The sequence below is a fragment of the Brevibacillus choshinensis genome (assembly GCF_001420695.1).
Classification (GTDB): domain Bacteria; phylum Bacillota; class Bacilli; order Brevibacillales; family Brevibacillaceae; genus Brevibacillus; species Brevibacillus choshinensis.
Genome location: NZ_LJJB01000010.1, coordinates 210,807 through 230,879, shown reverse-complemented (window position 1 = coordinate 230,879; position 20,073 = coordinate 210,807). Strand labels below are relative to the sequence as shown.

Genomic DNA, 20,073 nt, shown 5'->3' with positions numbered 1-20,073 from the left:
GCACTTTGCCCAGGGTCCTTGTTTGTAGAAAAGGGGAAAACCCCGTACAATGTGGGTAGGTAAAGGGATCAAGGAGGTCGTTAGAGATGATTCAAGTATTTCCTTCAAATTCGAGATATTCGGTAGATGTGGGCTGGCTGCGCAGTCACCTCAGCTTTTCTTTTGGAGAATATTTTGACCCGAATAATACGAGCTTTGGAGTCATGCGGGTATGCAACGACGATGAGGTAGCAGGTGGAAAGGGCTTTGGTCCCCATCCACACAGTGACATGGAAGTCGTCACGATCGTTCTCAAAGGACAAGTCAAGCATGAGGATAACCTGGGGAATGTCGAGGTCGTCTCTGCGGGGGAAGTTCAACGGATGTCAGCAGGAACGGGTATCGTCCACGCGGAGTACAATGCGTCAGAGACGGAAGGCGTAAATTTTCTCCAGCTGTGGTTCATGCCCGAGGAGAGAGGGCTTACACCGTCTTTTGAAACGAAGGGGTACGACCGAGAGCAGTTGGCGAACGCTTTGTTGCCGGTCGTTTCCAAAAAAGGGACCGATTGTGTCGCGTCCATTCATCAGGACATGACCATCTACTTGAGTCGTCTGGAGCAAGGGAAGGAGCTGTCTTTTGTACAACCAGAGGGACGACGCGTGTTTTTGTTCGTGATCGAAGGGAAGCTAGTGGTGAATGGACACGAACTAGGGACAAGGGATACGGCGCGAATGGAATCCGTATCGAGCCTGGCAATCGCTGCCCAGGAAGAAGCATTTTTTATGCTAATTGATTTACCGTGAGGAGGGGATGAGGTTGAAAGAAACCTTTTTGGTAAAGCACGCAGTAGGGGGCAGGACGTTCATCGATTCTAGCAAGCAGGACGTGGTTTATCACGTGGAAAAGGTAGAAGCGGGCTGGATGTTTAGTCTGAACGTTCCTTTTGATGCCGTCGTGGAAGATATCCTTAACTGGAAGGACGAGCTGAATGTCTTTCTGTTTCATGAATCAGAGGGAGAACCGACAAAGAAAACGTGGTTTTACGTCAAGGATAATCCGGTGAAGTACGACCATGAGAACCATTGCCTGACGATCGTAGCAGAAGCGCATATCGAGTATGTGCCTGAACGTTTTCGTGCTAGCTAGAAAGTATCTGTTGTAAAAGAGAAGCCTGTTTCCATTCTCCGCTCCGGGTTACGTCCTACGAGAAGCGCAGACTGTCCGCTGCACCATGATCCCGAGGGAATCGCAAAACGGCGCGCAGCTCCGAAGGTGATTCATAGATAGCGATTCTGTTGCCTCGGGATTCATGGCTCCGCTGAGAGGGACTTCACGAGTCGCTCCGCCTGGAAACAGTCTTCTCTTGCGAACTGATTTGAGCATAACGATCTTTATGCCAAAAAGCACAAGAAAAATGAAACTCCATAGAGGTATGGAGTTTCTCAACAATCTGGGGCTGCCAGTAGAGGCAGCCCCTTTGCTTTATTAAGCTTGTGGCAATTTTGCACAGGTTGGACTGAAACGTACAGCTGACTAGGAAAACGGAGAAATGGAGATGACAGGGGCACAGCCGAGGCGGAGTGAAAAAAAAGAACCGTGCAGGAATGACTCCTGCACAAGTGTCCCTTTGAACCGCAGCTTTTTTCTCCGGTTTCCGCCCCACCACCATAGCCTATCAGTCGCCGATTAATGCTTCTGATTTTTCGTCTGATTCCACTGCTTGATTTGCTCGATGATCTCTCTGATCTGATCGCGTGCCTCGGCGTGATCCGGCTCGCTCGCCCAGTGCTGGATGAGTGGCGGCATCGCTTTGCTCATATGGGTGTAGAGGCACCATACTTTCACCATTTCTACACGTTCAGGTGTCGCTTCGCCTGTCAGCAGTTCCGTAAATTTATACAGTAGTTCCTCGAGTTCCGGGACAAGTGTTTCCTTTTTTTCTTCCATGCTAGTTACCTCCCTTTCAGGAACGTCAATTTTATTCACTTTGTTTATTTTACGCAAAACGACCACGCAGGGAAAGACGTAGTTGGAAATGAGTTGGCAATGAGTGCGTCATGATAGTATGTCCGCACTGCTCGTGATAAAGTGAGAGGAAGGAAAAAGAACGGAGCAACAGAAGGAGATCGTATGAAAGAAGAGGATATGTACGACCCAATCAAGAGCTGGATGGAAGAGCGTGGTTTCACTGTTTACCCAGAGGTAGAATGTCGGCATCGAGGAGGACGTGCTGATATTGTCGTTACGAATGGCCAGTTGGTCGGCGTCGTGGAGATGAAGCAGTCCCTCAGTCTAGACTTGATCGAGCAGGCACTGAGATGGCGTGGGTATGCCCATTACATCTGGATCGCCATTCCGTATCAGCCCAAATCCTATAAGAAGTTCGTGACCATGGTTTTGCGAGATTACGGGATCGGAGTATTGACGATCAGCAAGTTTGGTAGTGTATGGCCGGATAAAACAGCGACATTCGCTCGCCGTACGCTGCCCTACCTCAAGGAAGCGCTCACGGAGCATCACCAGACTTCAGAAGTAAAAGGCGGACAAAGCGGTGGCGGTTATATCACGCCCTATCGTATTACGATGAACCAGATCAGGCGTTACTTGAATCAAGAGGGCGACTGGAGGACGATCAAGGAGATTCTCGACCATTGTGAGACCCACTACGTTAGTCCGCGCGCATCACTGGCGAAAGCGCTTTGGCAATTTGAAGCTGGCTGGTGTGAGAGAAAGAAAGAGGGCGGAAAGCTTTACTTTCGAGTTCGTACCAAGGATTCCGGAGAACGAGGCAAAAAGAAAGTGGCATATCGATTGCCAGAAAAGCAGTGGAATGTGCTGCTGGCGTTAGCGAGAGACGAGTGGCGGACTCCCACCGTGATCGCAGGAAAATTGTCAGGAGTGAATCCGGAAAAAGCCCGTCGATTTGACTCACTGTTCGTGAATCAACCGCTAAAGGCATTGATTAAAAAAGGATGGGTTGAAAAGAATCCAGTTGGTCGTGGACAATATCGGCTGACAGAAGCAGGGCATGCGGTGATATTGGAGTAGTGGGAAGGAGAGTAACTAGGGTGATCATTTGGATCAATGGGGCATTTGGAGCAGGCAAAACCGAGGCTGCTCATGAATTGCATCGATAGCGAGTATGGTGGGATCATCATTGTCCCTATGACGTTGGTCAATCCCCACTATTTTTTCTGAAATTTTCGGGAAGCTGCGTGATGACGGAATTACCGTCCACCACTACGCGTTATGTGCATCGCATGAACGATTGCTCGAACGATTGAGAAGCAGAGGAGAAGGGGAAACCTCATGGGCAGCTCGGCAAATGGAGCGCTGTACCGCTGGCTTGTCCCATGAAGTTTTTGCCCATCACTTGGATACGGATGACTACTCCATCTCTGAGGTTGTAGAGGCCATTGCTTCGATGTCACTCCTTCAACTGGAATAAACAAATATGGGAGTTTCACTTTCTTTGTACGATTCATCCCCATTTAATGTCCCTTGTCTTTTCCGCTACCAGCTCGGCAATAGCCGGGTTTTTTCATTTTCAGGACAAAAAGGCTGTTCGAAATGAATCAATCTATGGAAAATGCTCAAATGACTTATATCACCATCGACTATCCTCGTATACCTTGTACGAGTGGAGAAATTCCATATGGATAGGAAGCAAGATGGAGAGTGAGGCGGGCGGCACGATATTGTTGATCCCGTTTCATCAGATTCATTTTGTGCACGCGGTGTAAAAGGAGGAAATCACATGGATTTTCAAGATAAATTGCGTTCTCTCCTTGGGGAGACGATTGAAGTCATTACAGGTCTGCAAGTCGAAACAGGGGTGCTGATCCATGTAGGTGACAGTACTGCCACGATTTTGTCAGCCCCTGGAAGCTTCAAGGGACAGGGGTATGAAACGAGCAAAGCCCGTCCACAGTCTCGCGCGTATGCTCAATGGGCTTTATGGTCGTAAAGATTTAAGGGAAGCCAGCCTTCTAGAAACGCCCTATGCCCTGTCGATAGTAGCCCTGTGCAAATGGCTACGCAGGACTACGCGCTTCGGCAGGAACTTCGAGACCAGGGAGCGTTGAGAACAATCGGTGCACAAAGGAGAGAGTGGATTTCGTCCCATTTTGATATCGTCCAAAAAGGTCAGGAAATTCTCGATCTGTATGAGTGTGTGAAAAAAGGAAAGGAAGGAGGGGAAGATCAATGAGAAAAATCTTGTACGTGGGCTGGATCGGATTCAACAACTTGGGTGACGAACTGATGTGGCGGGTGTTCGAGCAGCTATCAAGAAAACATCTCGATGCCAAGCAGTTTCAAGTTATCCCTTCACTTCCCGGTGTCGATCTCGTCGATTTGAGTCCTTACGATACGATCGTCCTTGGTGGGGGTTCGCTGCTCGTACCAGGTTATGTCGATGTAGCATATCGGGCAGTCAAGCAGCAAAAACGACTGGTCATCTGGCGGAGCGGCTACGATACACAGGAACCTGTGCATCTAGACTCGGCTGGAAGGCTTCTCGACGCACGATTCGGCGAAAGTGAAAAGATGCTGCAGATGCTGCGTGACATTGGACGCCACGCACTGTTTTTCGGTGTGCGTGGACCGCTGACCTATCAATATTTGCAGGAAACTGGCGTAGGAAACAGTCTAAAGATCAGTGGCGATCCAGGCATGCTGCTGCTCCCACCACGTACTGAAAATGTAGGGAAAAAGAATGAGCAACGTGTCATCGGCATCAACTGGGGGACTTCCTACAATCGTATTTATGGGAAAGACGAAGCGGCTGTCGAGGACGCACTGGCTACTGCTGCACGCCTTTTGGTGGAGGACGGCTACAAGCTTTATTTGTTTACGATGTGGAGACCGGATCGGGAAGCAAATAAGCGTCTCTACAAGAAGATCGGGAAACCGGAGCAGACCACCCTTGACTTGGATGTGCACGATCACGCAGAAATGATGCGGCGTCTCCAAAAAATGGAGGCGACGATCAACTTCAAGCTACATGCCAATGTGCTCAGTGCTGCTTGCGGGACCCCTTTTGTATGTCTGGCGTATCGCTTTAAATGCTTGGACTTTACTCATTCGCTGGAGCAGTCCGAATTAACGGTCCCAACAGATGAGCGAGATCTAGGAGCGCGCATACTGTCCCGCGTCAAGTACGCGACGGAATACAAGGATACGATAAGAAGCAATATGGCAGAAAAGCAACGGCAGATGATTGATAACCTGAAGGAGCCTTTTGTACAAGGATGGCTGTAAAATTGGTAAGTTAAGGGATCGCTATTCGGCGTAAATATTGCCACAAGTACTGGCGCATAATAAGCCCACAACACCGAATGGAGTGATCACACATGTACAGCACTGGCAGTCGCAATTCCAATCAACAGCTCATTCCACAAGCGTCTCAAGCTCTGGATCAAATGAAGTACGAAATCGCAGCAGAATTTGGCGTTATCCTCGGACCTGATACCACCTCTCGCCAGAACGGTTCCGTAGGAGGAGAAATTACCAAGCGATTGGTGAGCTACGCAGAACAACAGCTCTCAGGTGGAGGCTTCCGTATCTAGGAAGTAGAAATAGCAACCGCAAGAGGCCAGTCTTGTCCTAAGTGGAGAGGCTGGTCTTTTTTCGTTTATTTGAAGAAGGAACGTTTTTTGTAACTTTCCTGGTAAAGGATTCATGCTACAGGAAGAGAATTACAGTGAAAGGGCTGTAGATATGCATGGGGGTGCATGGAGTGAAGGTTGTTTTAATCGATGATGAGCGATTAGCACTGAATTACCTAGAAAAAATGTTACAGGGTAATGAAGAGCTAGAGATAGTAAAAATGTTCTCAGATCCCATTCAGGCCATAGAGGAGATCCAACAAATCAAGCCTGAAATGGTTTTTCTGGATGTCGAGATGCCTGTGATGACGGGAATTGAGGCGGCGGAGCAAATTCTTACCCTACTGCCGGATGTCCATATTGTGTTTGTCACGGCTTATGAGGGATATGCGATCAAGGCATTTGAACTGAATGCACTCGATTACGTCTTGAAGCCTGCCCGACGGGAACGTTTGCAAAAAACATTGATGCGGATACGAAAAGAAAAGGCAGAGATGGTAAAAGAGAGCTCGCCTGTTCCTTACCGGAAAATTTGTTGCTTTCGATCTCTTCACCTGGAGAGTTCAGAACACGGGACAGAAACGTTTCGCTGGCGTACAACCAAAGCACAGGAATTGTTTGCCTATCTGATCCATCGGCGTGGTCAGCCTGTCAGAAAAGACGTTCTGCTGGACCTTTTATGGACAGATGTAGAATGGAAGAAAGGGTATGCGCATCTCTATACCACGGTGTATCAGATCCGTAAAACACTTAACAAGCTCGGAGTAGAGCTAAAGCTGACCAACTGTGAGGACGGCTATTTATTAGAGATGAACGATGTTAGTCTCGATGTGGAGGAGTGGGAAAAGCGTTTGCGACAAGCTCCTCCGATTACGAAGGAGACCATACAGGAGCATTTGAATCTGGTCGAGCTCTATCGGGGTGACTATTTGGCCGAGTACGACTACTTGTGGGCGGAGAGTGAACGGCAAAGGCTGCGAGCGGACTGGTACCATCACGCTGCACAAGTCGGGAAATTTCTGGTGGAAACGAATGAGTTTGCAAAAGCAATGGCTGTATACCTTCGGATGCAGCAAATCGTCCCGCATCAGGAGGAACTCTTTTTTTATATGATGAAGCTGTATGATGCAGTTGGGGACCGTGAAGCGGTAGAAGGACAATATGTCCGATTGACACAAATGCTTCGTGAAGAGCTCGAGACCACACCGCAGGAGGATGTACAGAACTGGTATAAACAATGGAAGAACAAACGATAAAGAAGAAACATGTGAGTCGAGGTAGCCAGGGGCTGCTCTCGACTTTTTTTATACAATCAGTGAGAAAAATCTAAGAGTGGTTCATTTTGTTCAGAAATTGTTTAGAGCGTCCCTGTAGAATTATGCCGATTGGTGTAGGAGGAAAATATGGAAGTTTCGAAAGACCTATTTATCACTGGGGTATTTTTCCTGGTCTAGTATGAAGCTGGATAGTGCTAGGAAGACAGATTGGATAGAAGAACGGAGAGTGGAATGAACAGCATTATGATCGTTGATGTTGCAGCGTTCACGCGGCTCACGATGAGAAGCGTGTTCGAATCGTTGGGGTTTGAGGTCATTGCAGAGGCTGATTCGGTGGAAGAGGCGCTGAAAAATTATCGCTTGTATCGGCCCAAATTAGTCTTTATGGACATCTCCATGATTGGAATGGACGGGCTTAGTGCTTCTCGAAAGATCATAGAATTTGATCGCGATGCCAATATCATCATGTGTTCGGCCATTGTTTATCGCGAGACAGTCATCCAGGCCATTCGGTCAGGAGCGAAGGATTTTATCGCAAAGCCACTGCAAAAAGAACGGATCGAGCTTTCTATTCAAAAAGTGCTTGGGGAAAAAGAGGAAGGATGGATGATGCCCAAATAGGCGTAAATCCGTTCAGCTTTCAAATAGAGTTGGGGTGTGTGTATGAAAGTTCTGGTTACAGGCGGGTATGGATTTATCGGTTCATTTGTAGCAGAAAGATTTTCAAAAGAAGGGTATGAAGTGTACATTCTCGATAATTTGTCTTCGGGAAACAGGAAGAATGTATCTTTCAAGCACAAGCCATTTTTTCTTTCCGTGGAAGATAAAAAATGCGATGAGGTGTTCCGCAGCAACAAGTTTGATGTGGTCGTTCACTTGGCTGCACAAATGAGTGTTCAGACGTCGATGGAGGATCCCCTTCTGGATTCAACCTCCAACATACTCGGGCTCGTTAACATGCTTCGTTTATCGAGCAGGTACCATGTCGCGAAATTTATCTTTGCTTCCTCTGCCGCGGTTTACGGCATGAATGAAAGAGTTCCCCTAGGAGAAGAGTCTGCATGCGATCCAGTATCCGTATACGGGATGAACAAACTGCTAGGCGAACAATATTGCCTGAAGTGGAAGGAACTCTACGACTTAAATACGCTCTGCTTCCGATTTTCCAATGTGTACGGTCCTAGACAAGGCTACGTGGGAGAGGGTGGAGTCATCTCGACGTTTTTGGATCGCTTGCATACAGACAGAGAGATCGAGGTGTTCGGGGACGGCAACCAAACGAGAGATTTCATCTATGTGGAAGATGTCGCGGATGCCATCTATCGATCGGTTACGACGGATTTCAACGGTGTGCTCAATCTGTCTACGAACACACAGAGCAGTATCAACGAGCTAATCGGGTACCTGCAAGAAGATAAACGATTTTCGGGAGTCCATTACCGCGCAAAAAGAAAAGGGGACATCGGCGTATCCGTGTTGGACAACACGCTAGTAAAGAGGAAGCTGGACTGGGTGCCGATGTACTCGTTGCGAGAAGGTCTGGAGAAAACGTCTCGGTGGTTTGCAGAAAGACAGACGCAGCAGGAGAACGAGCAGCGGAAGGAAGCAGAGGAAAAGAGGACATGGTCCTTGTCTGCTGACATCCGGTCGTATGTGGAGAACGTGCTTGCCTTCCTGGTCGTGCTGGCTTTATCCGTGTTTACGACGCAGGGCAGTATGTTTGACCTGAAACTGATTTATATCGTTTTGATTGGGGCTATTTATGGGACGAGGCAGTCGATCCTGTCCGTCATTTTGTCTTGTGGGTTGTTTATTGGAGAGAGCTTGCACAATGGACGGGAAATCGTCTCCTTGATCTACGACGCGAGTGTCCTGTTTCACATCGCGGTGTATATCATCATTGGGGTCGCTGTGGGATATTCCATGGACAAGCGGAGCAAGGAAGTCATCTCCACTCAGCTTGAGAAGGAGAACGTAGAAGAAAAGTATGATTTTCTCAAGGATATCTACAATGACGTACTTATGGTAAAGGAAGAGCTACAGCAGCAGATCGTGAATTCCGAAGACAGCTTCGGGAAGATGTACAACATTACCAAAGAGCTGGACAGCTTGGAGCCGGAGAGAGTGCTGCAAAGGTCGGTTCACGTCTTGGAGAAAATCATGAAGTCTGATGAGATCTCCATCTACACCATGAATCAGAACAATTCCTTCCTGCGCTTGATGGCGAAATCAAACAAAAGCGGCTTCGATCTTCCGCGCTCGCTCCGGGTAGAAGACCATACGTACCTAGCTCACTTAATGAACACGCAAAAGATCTACGTGGAAAGGGAGCTGCGAGACGATCGGCCGATTATGGCAGCTCCGATTTTTGACAATGGCAAGATGGTAGCCATGGTAGCCATCCAGCACCTTGGCTTTGAACATTTCACCTTGTACACACAAAACTTATTTCAGGTTGCCGTTCAACTCATTTCAGCAGCACTTTCTCGCTCGTTGCGTTATATGAACTCCACCTATCGAGAGCGCTACGTAGAAGACACGGCGATCCTGCGGCCTCTTTATTTTTACGAAATGCTGAAAAACAAGCGGGATGCAAAGCGACAGCTGAACACCGATTTTACCCTTTTGTCAGTCGAGCTATCTGGAGCAGACTACTCGACTTTATCCTCTCGAATCTCGGGTTCCTTGCGCGAGGCCGATTACATCGGAATGGGCGAGGAGGGCAAGCTGTTCATCATTTTGTCCAACTCTAATGAGCTGGAAGCTGCGATTGTCGTAAAGAGATTGGAACGAATGGGAATATCGGCTTGGATCATCTCGGATAAGGACAGGCAGTTTCTTTCGTTCAAGGATGGCGTGTATGTATAAACTGGCCATCATTCATATCTTGATTTGTCTGTTGTACGGGCTCTTGGGTGTTCGCAAAAACAGAGAAGAAGCAGTGGCACGGTTTCTTGTCGTCTTTTTTCTACCGGGCGCAGGATTGCTCCTCTTGCTCATCACCAATGCCTTTAAGCATACAGCGGAAAAGAACGCGCATGATCTGGAGCTGGAAAGTGAGCTACTGAAGCTAGGGGAGGAATCGAGAATCTTCCGCAAGGCTGATTTGGAAAAAGAAATGAACATTGTTCCCGTTGAAGAGATTCTCCTGGTAAACGATACGAGTACGAGACGGAAAATGCTGATCGATGCGTTAAAGGAGCAGACGATCTGGCAGATCCGAACTTTGGAAACCGCATTGCAAAATGAAGATTCGGAAACGGTCCACTATGCCGCAGCGGCCCTGACAGAAATGCGCAGGAAGCTTCAGCTTCAACTTCAGGACTTGTCGGTGAAGTACGAGGAGGACAAGCAAAATCTAGATGTCTTGAAAGCGTACGCAAACGTTTTAAAGACGTATCTGGGCAGCACGTTGCTGGATGAGAGAACCACTCTGAAGTACACGTACACCTATTCGTTCGTTTTGGAATCGTTGCTAGAGGTCTATCAGGAAGAAGCGACGTACTTTGTAGAAAAAATCAACTGTGAACTGGCAAGCAAGTCTTTTGATACGGCGAAGGCATACTGCGACTGGTTTCATCAGGCACATCCTGACAATGATTTACCGTATGTCATGTCCCTCAAGCTCTATTATACGTTGCGCCGCTACGATGACTTTACCGCAGAGCTGAAGAGACTGAAAAATTCGCCAGTGAGGGTTTCTCATAACACGCTCATGATCATTCGTCATTGGAGTCAGTACGAGAATGAGCTGGAAGAAGAGCTTACGAGCAAAGCGGTACAGGCTGAATACGAATGGGCATTTCAAGAGGTAGCAGCAGGATTGGCTTACGAGAAGAGTCCAAGAGAGATGGGCGATTGCGAAAAATGAATAAAGATATTTATGTAAAAAAGAATATTTTCATCATTTTGGCGATCGTCCTTTTGCTGGGGATCGTCATCGAAGCGACACGTTCCCAGTTTATTTTGCAGGTGAGCAGCAATCAGGCAAACGATGTAGCGGCTGCAGCCGGGAAGCCAAAGCAAAACGGGATAAGCCAAGAGGAGCTAAGCAAGCTCGAACGGGAGAAATTCCTGATTGTGTATGATGCCGAGGAAGATGGAAGCGGCCATATTACAGAAAACGTCAAGCACGTTCTCGCTTACATGAAAAAAGAGTATGAAACGATCGACGTGAAACAGCTCGCCACCCCGAGCCCTTCGTTTATGACGTTGATCGTCACAGTAGAAGACTTGAATAAGCTCCCGGATTTGGACGCGATTCTGCACTATGTAGAAAAGGGTGGGAGAGTGTTCTTTGCACGTACTCCTGAATACAACGATGCCTTTTACCGAATTTACCGCAAGCTAGGCGTTAATGCGATGGATGGCCCCGTCGTGACGAAAGGCATCAAGATGACCTCTAACCTCCTCATTCAGGGGGAAGGGGCGCAGATCGACGAAAATCTCGTCTTCAACACGTCGATTCCAGTTGAACTCCAGGAGAGCGCCAAGGTATACGCGGTGGCAGCGGATCAAATCCCACTGCTCTGGGACGTCGCTTACGGAAAAGGAAAGCTCATGCTGTACAACGGAACGAATCTGCATTCCTCCATGAACCGAGGGATCATAGCGGGTGCTGTCAGTGTCCTAAATCCGGATTTCATGTATCCGATCATCAACATGAAAGTGATGTATATCGATGACTTTCCATCGCCGTTTCGCCAAGGGATCGATCCGAATATTTATCAGGAGTACAAAAAGGACATCCCGGATTTTTACAGAGACATCTGGTGGCCGGACATGATCAGGCTGGCTGCGGACTATGACGTGGTTTATACGGGAGCTCTCATCAAAACGTACAATGACCGTGTCGTACCGCCTTTTGAAGACCAAGAAGGAACAGATAAAAACAACCTGATTACGTACGGCAGAGATTTGTTGAAGCTGGGCGGTGAGCTCGGTATTCACGGCTACAATCACCAGTCTCTCGTGACGGATCAATCGAGGGTCAACGAGCTAGGTTACAATGCGTGGCCCAGTGAGCAAAACATGACCGAGTCTCTCAGGGAACTGGACGAGTACATCAAGCACGTCTTCTCGAATTACGCGATTCGCGTGTACGTACCACCCTCAAATGTCATGGCAGAAGAAGGACGGCAAGCGTTGAAAAACACGTTTCCTCATGTGAACATCATTGCGTCCCTGTACGCCGAATCAGCGAACAATCTCGAATACATTCAGGAGTTCTCGCAGGCAGAGGATGGAATCATCGAGATGCCTCGCATTACCTCTGGCTATGCGGATACAGAATTGAATGACTGGTACATTACCAACGCAGCAACCTCAATCGGTGTATTCTCTCACTTCGTCCACCCGGATGACATTTTGGACAAGGCCAGAAGCAAAGAAAAGACATGGCCGGTCCTTTCAAAGGAATTTCGTTCGATGATGAAAAACCTGTACGACCGGTATCCATGGCTGCGGAGTATGACCGCATCGGAGGGGGGAAGCGAGCTCTCCGGCTATCTCCAAACAAAGGTTTACCTGCAGCATCAGGAAGATAAGATAACAGGCTACATGAACGATTTCACGACCGATATGTATTTTGTTTTGCGGACGGACAAGAAGATGACAGCCACTGAAAATTGCACCGTCGAATGGATTGATGAAGGTGTCTATCTCGTCCACGCGACCAAGCCCAAATTCCAGATTGGACTGAAAGGATAAGCGATGAAGATTTGTCTGATTGCGGAAGGCTCATATCCGTACATAACGGGAGGAGTTTCGAGCTGGATTCATTCCTTGATCAAAGGAATGCCGGAGCACGAGTTCATCCTGTATGCCATTGGAGCGCAGGAAAAAAACAAAGGGAAATTTGTGTACGATCTGCCTGTAAATGTCGTGGAAATCAAAGAAGTATTTCTGGATGCCTATATTCGAGAGGAGGCTGTTCCAGGAAAGAGATTGGCTCTTACGGACGAGGAGCAGCTTGCCCTTCTTTCCTTGCTCGAAGGCAGCGATGTGAACTGGGGAGATTTCTTTTCCATGCTGGTTAAAGGAAGGTTGCCATCTGTTGGAGACTTCCTCACCAGTAAAGACTTCTTTGATATCGTTAACAGGCTGTGCGAGCAAAAGTACCCGCAGATTCCCTTTACAGAAATGATCTGGATGATTCGCTCGATGATCCTGCCGCTGTGTCTGATCATTGAAGAAGGAATGCCCGAAGCAGATCTCTACCACAGTGTCTGCACCGGCTATGGAGGGGTAGCGGGAGCGCTTGGGAAGCATCTCTATGCCAAGCCTTTTGTGTTGACCGAACACGGTATTTACACACGTGAACGGGAAGAAGAGATTATCAAAGCGAGCTGGATCAAAGGCCACTTTAAAGATATTTGGATCGATTATTTTCACAATCTTTCCCAATGCGCCTATTCCTATGCAGATCGTGTCATCACTCTTTTCGGGAGAAACAAGGACATTCAGATTGAGCTGGGGTGCGATGCGGAAAAAATCGACATTATTCCAAACGGAGTAGAAGTGAGTGAGTATCGGGACTTGCCAGGGAAACTACCAGGCGAGGAAGACATCATCAACATTGGCGCGTTGGTTCGTGTGGTACCGATCAAAGACATCAAGACACTGATCCAGAGCTTTGCGTTCGTCAAGGAACAGGTGCCGAATGCTCACTTGATCATTATGGGGCCGACGAATGAGGACGAGGAGTATTTCGAGGAGTGTCAGCAGCTGGTGACCAGTCTGGAATTAGAGCACGTGCGCTTCACGGGAACAGTCAACGCCAAGGAATATCTCGGTAAAATGGACATGCTCGTATTGACCAGCATCAGCGAGGGGCAGCCCTTGGTCATTTTAGAAGGGATGTCATGTGCCAAGCCTTTTGTCACGACAGATGTCGGTAGTTGCAGGGAGCTGTTGTACGGTAGAGAAGATGGCTACGAGGAAGCGGGCATCGTTGTACCGGTCATGCATGTGACGCAGATCGCACAGGCAATGGTTACTCTGTGTCACGATGAACAGCTGCGTACGCAGATGGGGAACAACGGATATCGACGTGTTTCTGATCTGTACACAAAAGAGAAGTTTTTAGAGGGGTACCGGGATCTGTACCGGGAATGTGAGGGGATTCAGTATGGCCGGAATTGGATTTGAGCTAAAAAAGATGTTCAGGGGTCAAGGGTACTTGTCGGGGATGAAGGCGTACGCGTACTCGTCACTCGTAACCGTAGGACCCATGCTATTGTGTATGCTGATGGTCACGATCTTACAGCAGATGCTTATGTATCTGGATGTCTCCTATCAGGAGCGAATGACATTCCTGTCGGCAGTGGTGTATGCCTTCGTTTTCTCGTTGCTCGTTACGTGCGGGTTTATCATGGTGGTTTCCCGTTATATTGCAGACAAGATTTACATGCGGGAATATGACGACATCATCGCCTCGTTGTATGGAGTGATGGCGATCTGCCTCAGTATCGGCGGGGTGAGCGGAGCTGTCTTCTACTTTTTCTCTCCGCTCGATGTAGCGTTTAAATTATCCGCCTATCTGCTTTTTGTAGAGTTAATCGTGGTGTGGCTGCAATCTGCCTATTTGTCAGCCCTGAAAGATTACATGCGGATTATTCGAGGGTATCTCACCGCAGTCGTCCTGACGATTCTTGCTGCATATCTCTTCGTATATGTGATCAGTCTGCAGACAGGGTTTGGCATGCTGCTTGCGATGAATGTCGGCTTTTTCGTCATGATTGTCTTGTCCATGCTCCATCTGGAAAGCTATTTTCGCAAGCAGGAAAGAAACTACTTTGATTTCCTGCGCTACGTGAAGCAGTTTCCGACTCTGCTAGGAACGGGATTGTTCTGCTCGCTGGGCTTCTACATTCACAATTTTGTGTACTGGATGATGAGTCCCTTGCAAGAGCAGGTAGCCAACACGTATTGGATTGCCTCTACCTACGACGTACCTGCTTTTTATGCATCCCTGAGTATTCTGCCGACGATGGTCATGTTCGTCGTTTCTGTAGAGACGGCGTTCTATGAGAAATATCGGCAATACTACGGAACCATTTTGGGGACGGGCTCGGTGCTAGACATCAAACGCGCGAAAAAAGACATGGTCCAGACGCTGATGCAGGAGCTTGGCTTCATGATGGAAATACAATTGTTCTTTACCTTCGTATCGCTGGCGCTCGGTATTACCCTACTGCCGCACATCGGATTTTCTTCCGAACAGATCGAACGGTTCAACATTTTGGTAATCGCAGGCTTTCTTTATGCAGTGATGTTCGTGATCATGCTCCTGCTGCTCTATTTTGATGATCGCCGTGGAGCTTTCCTGGTCACCGTATTCTTTGTCACGAGCACCGCGATTCTCACAGTGGCGATGCTTCCGCTCGAAAACTACGGATTTTCTTTCTTCGTATCGACCTTTCTAACGCTGATCGCAGCTTTAGCACGGCTCGTCTACTTTCTGAAAAATATTGACTACTATACGTATTGCTCACAGCCACTCATTGCCAAAGAGTTGGGAAAGTGAGAGCACAAAGCAATTGAAATACAGGAGGAATGATGGTGAGGAGGAAGCCATACGGATGGTTGCTAGTGGCTGCAGCGGTTGCCTTGACAGGTTGCGCTCGGGAAATCCCCAGTAACGGGGAAGCCATACCGCTATCCAAGAAACAGCTGGTACAAGTACAAACCCCTGCAGAGGGATTGCATGAAAATAAAGCGGTGTATGAGCAAGATGAAGATGGTAGCATCGCTCATTTGTATGTCACGGTAGTAAACGAGGAAAGCTCGGCGTTCCAAACGACAACTTTCTCAGAGCTGAGCCGATCTCTGAACGGTATGGATGAAAAAGGGGATGATCTGAAGGCGAAAATCATCTTTCAGGAAGGGACGGCTGATGGTCCTCAGTCCGGATATTTTGGGTATGGGGAATCGAGAGCGAATGGCACGATTGAAATCCGAGGGGAATCGAGCAGAAGCTCTCAGCAAAAGTCGTTCAAAATTCGCTTGCTGGAAACGGCCGGTTACTGGAAAGAACAGCGAAATATCAACTTGAACAAGCATCGCCCAGACATTACGCGCGTACGTCAAAAGCTCAGCTTTGACTACTTCGAGCAGATGCCGAATATGACGAGCTTGCGGACGCAGTTCGTGCACCTGATGGTGAAAGATATGACGGGTAAAGATTCGAATCCCAAATTTGTGGACTACGGCTTGTTCACACAAATCGAGCAACCCAACAAAATCATGCTACAAGCACATGGTTTAGATCGGAACGGAAATTTGTACAAAGCGATCAACTTCGAGTTTCACAGGGATGAGGACAAAATCAAATTGGCGAATGACCCTGCCTATGACAAGAAGGCATTTGAAAGTGTCATGGAAATCAAGGGGAGCGAAAATCACGAGAAACTCATTTCCATGCTGGACGATTTGAAAAACCAGACCTTGCCCATCAAAGAAGTGCTGGACAAGCATTTTGACAGGGATAATTATTTTACCTGGTTGGCTGCGAACATTTTGATGGGGAACGCTGACACAGCAGCTCACAACTTTTATTTATACAGTCCATCGGATTCAGATAAATGGTTCTTCCTTCCATGGGATTACGATTTGTCATGGGGCTATTTTGAAGAAGAGGCAAAACGAAATGATCTATATGCAATCGGAAAATGGGAGGTCGGAATATCCAACTATTGGGTTTCTGATTTGCATAGGCGCGTCTTCAAGGACCCTGAGAATGTAAAAGTTTTAAATGAAAAAATAGAAGAATTGAGTTCATTCATCACCAAAGAAAAAACAAAAGCCATGCTGGATAAGTATTATCCCATTGCCAGCCATTATGTCAAACGACAACCGGACTTGTATCATCTTCCGCAAGAGGTTGCCAAGTTTGATTATGAATACGGCGTTATCGCGGGAGAGCCTGAGCGAAACAAGGCGAGATATTACGAAAAACAGGAAAATCCGATGCCGTTTTTCATGGGTGACCCCGAAACGGAGCAAGGGAAGGTCCTTTTCAGCTGGGATCATTCTTACGATCTGCAAGGAGATGACCTGACATACGATTTTGCCATTGGCAATGATCCGACATTATCTAAGATCCTCATACAGGTTAAGGGGTTAACCGGAACGACCTACTCAGTTGACAAACTGGCTAAAGGGCGTTATTACTGGCGCGTCATCGCCCGGGATAGTAAAGGAAATGAACAAACTTCCTTTGACAGTGTAAACAGCGATGACCTGCGCTACCATGGCGTAAGAGAGTTTGTGGTGAAGTGAGGGGGGAAGACCGGGCATGCAGTTTGGCAACAAAAGATTGCGAAATGAATGGAAGTATTACATCCGTTTCCATGATTACATCTCGTTACGGAACAAATTGCGGTTGATCACCGCACTTGATCCGAACTCGTTGGACGATGAAGGCTACCATATCCGCAGCCTGTATTTTGACGATGTCTATGACACTTCTTTGTACGAAAAAAACTCCGGTGTGTACAGACGAAGGAAGTACCGCATCCGTATTTACAACCAGTCGGATGCCGTGATCAAGCTGGAGCGAAAGAGCAAGTATGATGGATACATCTGCAAGGAAGCGGAATCCATCACGCGGGACGAATACGAGCAAATCATGGCCGGACAGCTAGATTTTCTGCTGAAAAGAAAAGAGGGCTTGCTGCACGATTTTTATTACGATTGCAAGAATCATCTCTTTCAACCGAGAGTGGTAACAGATTACGTCCGAGAAGCTTATTTGATGGAAATTGGCAACGTCCGGGTTACGTTTGACAAGCGTTTGATGACGAACGTGAATACATTCGATATTTTTGATCCCCAGATGAAGACCGTTCACGCGATTCATGAGCCGAAGATGATCATGGAAGTGAAGTTTGACAACTTCTTGCCGATCAATATTCGCTATCTTCTGCAGAATTTCAGCAATCAACGCTCCGCTATCTCCAAATACGTCGTTTGTCGAGAGGAGAGTAAAGTGTACTACAAACTTTAGCGTAAGGGGATTATCGTTCTATGGATCAGACTATTAATTTTCAGGACATTATCAAAAAGAGCGTGCTGAAGATGGAGCAGTTCGCGAGCATCTCCGTATTGGATACGGTGATCGGACTCATCCTCTCAGGAGCGATCGGACTGTTTATCTACTATATTTATAAAAAGTCGTTTCGCGGTGTCGTGTATAGCCATACCTTCAATATCACACTTGTCGTGATGGCGATGCTGACTTCCTTGATCATTATGACGATCAGCACCAACATCGTCTTGTCGTTGGGGATGGTAGGGGCATTGAGCATCGTCAGGTTCCGTACCGCCATTAAAGACCCGCTGGACATCGTCTTTATGTTTTGGTCGATCGCGGTCGGAATTGCGACAGGGGCGGGAGCCTATCCGGTTTCCATCATCGGGTCCATCATCGTGGCCGCCACGATCTTGCTGTTATCACGAAAGCAACTGAAGGACATGGCCTATCTGCTCGTGATTCACTACAGAGACAACGCCAACGATGAAGTGAGGTACCAGTTAAACAAGCTAAAATATGCCCTCAAATCAAAAACGATCAACAAGGACGTCGTAGAATTGATCGTAGAAATCAAGCTCAAAGATGACAACACGGCATTTGTCCAAGATATATCCGCTATCGAAGGGGTAAAGGACGTCTCGCTGGTCAGCTACAATGGAGATTATGCTCCGTAAAAAGGAAAATCCCTCCTCGGAAAGACTGTTCCGCAGGAGGGATTATTTTGTTCATCAAGGGGTGTGGACGATCACCTTTCCCAGGGAATAGCGCAGATCTTCCCGTTTTCCTTTCATCGCCCATTGAATACCCGGTTCCTCAGTTTGCGGGTCTAGGATCGCGATGCAAAGGGTGTATTCACCCGCAGGTAGATCGGCAGGAATCTCTAGAGTCGGAGTCGACACGGTTTTTCCAGGCAGCCATTTTCGGATGTCTTCATTGGTTGCTGTTTTCGCTACGATGTTTCCATCGGCGTCAGCAAGAGAAAGCTCCAGCACCCAAGGGAAGTAAAAAGGCGCTACTCCGTTGTTTGCCAGCTCCATGTGGACATCCAGACGGGAACCAGCGACGACTTCTTGTTCGTGTGTTTCTTTGTTCGCGACAAAGCGATAACCTAGCGTATTCAAGAACCGGTTCAAATACTTTTGTTGCGCTCCTTTGGCAGGGAACGCGGCAGGCGTATTTGGGCCGATCCAGGAGAGATGCGTCGATTGAGCTTGCGCGATCATATCGTCGATCGATGAAGCGCTGAAATACCGCTTTAACGGCTTGGAGGGGGAAAACTCTCCACCGCTCGGTGCTACCTTCCAGAAGTCAGGCATCGCAGGCATTCTCTCTTTGGTGAGCCAGGAAACGTACCCTTTGTCAAACCAAGACTTGTATTCTGCGGTTTGCTCCTTGTTTCCAAATACATCATTAAAGAGACCAAGTCTATATTTCTTTGCAATCGGATGAGGCCTGCGCATCATCAGTATAGAGTCAGGAAAGTGATCCAGATAAGGTTGGACGTACTGGTCCGTGATGGCTAGCTTTGGAAAAGGGATGGACGTATTCGTATGCCATTCGCCCCAGTGACCGATGCTGCCCAATTCTACAAAAGCAAGACGAGAGTCGTTCTTGTAGTGCTCTCCCAGTTTTTCGATCAGCTTTTGATGGTAGGAAATGAGGAGCGGATTGCTGTAGTTGGGACTGAACCCTTTCCCGTAACTATTTTCGTACCATTCGCCGTCACCGTTTAGCTCTCGATAGAGCCAATCAGGAATGTTCAGATGTGTCTTTTCCTCCGGGGAGTCCATGATGATGCGGAGGATAAATTTGGCTCCTTTGTCCGCCCATTTATCCAACAGCAGTTCTTTTTCTACTTGCTCAAATTGGTAATCTCCCTTTTCTGGCTCCAGCATTCTCCACGAAATATTCGCATACACGAGTGTGGGCTCCTGATCGTAGGATTCATTTCGTGAGTCTGGAGCGAGGCCCATGTAGGGATTGAGAAGGACGTCTTCTATGGGCGCTGGCTCGTAGGTAATCATGTTCTTTCCAGCTCCTTCTGTGAGTGCGGGAAGGGATGTGAGTAGTAAGGTAAGTGCAAAGGTGATGAGCCAATTGGTTCTCATGAATGCCCCCTGTTAGGATTGGAAATCAAGCGAGTGGTCTGTGCGTTATTTCGATACAGTGA

Annotated in this window: 18 protein-coding genes; 16 read left to right on the top strand and 2 right to left on the bottom strand. The window is 47.8% G+C overall.

The window, feature by feature from the left end; genetic code table 11:
- Positions 1–86 precede the first annotated feature (86 nt).
- Positions 87–785, top strand: coding sequence for a pirin family protein (locus AN963_RS11450; RefSeq protein ID WP_055744734.1), 699 nt, complete (start codon positions 87–89; stop codon positions 783–785).
- 13 nt (positions 786–798) lie between these two features.
- On the top strand, positions 799–1,128 hold the full coding sequence (locus tag AN963_RS11445) for a hypothetical protein (RefSeq protein ID WP_055744733.1): 330 nt from the start codon (positions 799–801) through the stop codon (positions 1,126–1,128).
- 540 nt (positions 1,129–1,668) lie between these two features.
- On the opposite strand, the gene AN963_RS11440 is transcribed toward AN963_RS11445, so the two are convergent.
- Entirely contained in the window at positions 1,669–1,929 is a 261-nt protein-coding gene (locus AN963_RS11440; RefSeq protein WP_055744732.1) for a DUF2573 family protein, read from the bottom strand.
- 183 nt (positions 1,930–2,112) lie between these two features.
- Between AN963_RS11440 and AN963_RS11435 the strand changes: the two genes are divergently transcribed.
- From AN963_RS11435 to AN963_RS11365, 14 genes are all read left to right on the top strand, one after another.
- Positions 2,113–3,030: a hypothetical protein gene (locus tag AN963_RS11435; protein WP_055744731.1), complete on the top strand. Its 918-nt coding sequence runs from the start codon at positions 2,113–2,115 to the stop codon at positions 3,028–3,030.
- 709 nt (positions 3,031–3,739) lie between these two features.
- Positions 3,740–3,949: a hypothetical protein gene (locus AN963_RS11430; protein ID WP_055744730.1), complete on the top strand. Its 210-nt coding sequence runs from the start codon at positions 3,740–3,742 to the stop codon at positions 3,947–3,949.
- A 239-nt stretch (positions 3,950–4,188) separates the two neighbouring features.
- Positions 4,189–5,244 carry a polysaccharide pyruvyl transferase family protein gene (locus tag AN963_RS11420; RefSeq protein WP_055744728.1) on the top strand — a complete coding sequence of 352 codons (1,056 nt, stop codon included), beginning with the start codon at positions 4,189–4,191 and terminating at the stop codon, positions 5,242–5,244.
- 92 nt (positions 5,245–5,336) lie between these two features.
- Positions 5,337–5,552, top strand: coding sequence for an alpha/beta-type small acid-soluble spore protein (locus tag AN963_RS11415; RefSeq protein WP_055744727.1), 216 nt, complete (start codon positions 5,337–5,339; stop codon positions 5,550–5,552).
- Between the two features lie 170 nt (positions 5,553–5,722).
- Entirely contained in the window at positions 5,723–6,847 is a 1,125-nt protein-coding gene (locus AN963_RS11410) for a response regulator (RefSeq protein WP_055744726.1), read from the top strand.
- Between the two features lie 252 nt (positions 6,848–7,099).
- Complete coding sequence (locus AN963_RS11405; protein WP_055744725.1) at positions 7,100–7,489, top strand: response regulator; 390 nt, start codon at positions 7,100–7,102, stop codon at positions 7,487–7,489.
- A 42-nt stretch (positions 7,490–7,531) separates the two neighbouring features.
- Positions 7,532–9,736, top strand: coding sequence for an NAD-dependent epimerase/dehydratase family protein (locus AN963_RS11400; RefSeq protein ID WP_055744724.1), 2,205 nt, complete (start codon positions 7,532–7,534; stop codon positions 9,734–9,736).
- Positions 9,729–10,739 carry a hypothetical protein gene (locus tag AN963_RS11395; RefSeq protein WP_055744723.1) on the top strand — a complete coding sequence of 337 codons (1,011 nt, stop codon included), beginning with the start codon at positions 9,729–9,731 and terminating at the stop codon, positions 10,737–10,739. The genes AN963_RS11400 and AN963_RS11395 overlap by 8 nt, the downstream gene beginning before the upstream one ends.
- A complete protein-coding gene (locus AN963_RS11390; RefSeq protein WP_055746257.1) occupies positions 10,736–12,577 on the top strand; it encodes a DUF2194 domain-containing protein in 1,842 nt (613 codons plus the stop codon). Before AN963_RS11395 ends, AN963_RS11390 begins: the two co-directional genes overlap by 4 nt.
- Positions 12,578–12,580: 3 nt before the next feature.
- Positions 12,581–14,017, top strand: a complete 1,437-nt coding sequence (gene pelF / locus AN963_RS11385) for a GT4 family glycosyltransferase PelF (protein WP_055744722.1) — start codon at positions 12,581–12,583, stop codon at positions 14,015–14,017.
- Positions 13,998–15,395 (top strand): exopolysaccharide Pel transporter PelG, encoded by a 1,398-nt coding sequence (pelG, locus tag AN963_RS11380; RefSeq protein WP_055744721.1) that lies wholly within the window; start codon positions 13,998–14,000, stop codon positions 15,393–15,395. The genes pelF and pelG overlap by 20 nt, the downstream gene beginning before the upstream one ends.
- A 29-nt stretch (positions 15,396–15,424) precedes the next feature.
- Positions 15,425–17,149: a CotH kinase family protein gene (locus tag AN963_RS11375; RefSeq protein ID WP_236707951.1), complete on the top strand. Its 1,725-nt coding sequence runs from the start codon at positions 15,425–15,427 to the stop codon at positions 17,147–17,149.
- Positions 17,150–17,165: 16 nt separating this feature from the next.
- Positions 17,166–17,876 carry a polyphosphate polymerase domain-containing protein gene (locus AN963_RS11370; protein WP_055744719.1) on the top strand — a complete coding sequence of 237 codons (711 nt, stop codon included), beginning with the start codon at positions 17,166–17,168 and terminating at the stop codon, positions 17,874–17,876.
- Between the two features lie 20 nt (positions 17,877–17,896).
- On the top strand, positions 17,897–18,577 hold the full coding sequence (locus AN963_RS11365; protein WP_055744718.1) for a DUF4956 domain-containing protein: 681 nt from the start codon (positions 17,897–17,899) through the stop codon (positions 18,575–18,577).
- A 54-nt stretch (positions 18,578–18,631) separates the two neighbouring features.
- Here the strand turns inward: AN963_RS11365 and AN963_RS11360 are convergent, their stop codons facing one another.
- Positions 18,632–20,011, bottom strand: a complete 1,380-nt coding sequence (locus tag AN963_RS11360) for a DUF4832 domain-containing protein (RefSeq protein WP_055744717.1) — start codon at positions 20,009–20,011, stop codon at positions 18,632–18,634.
- Between the last annotated feature and the right edge of the window lie 62 nt (positions 20,012–20,073).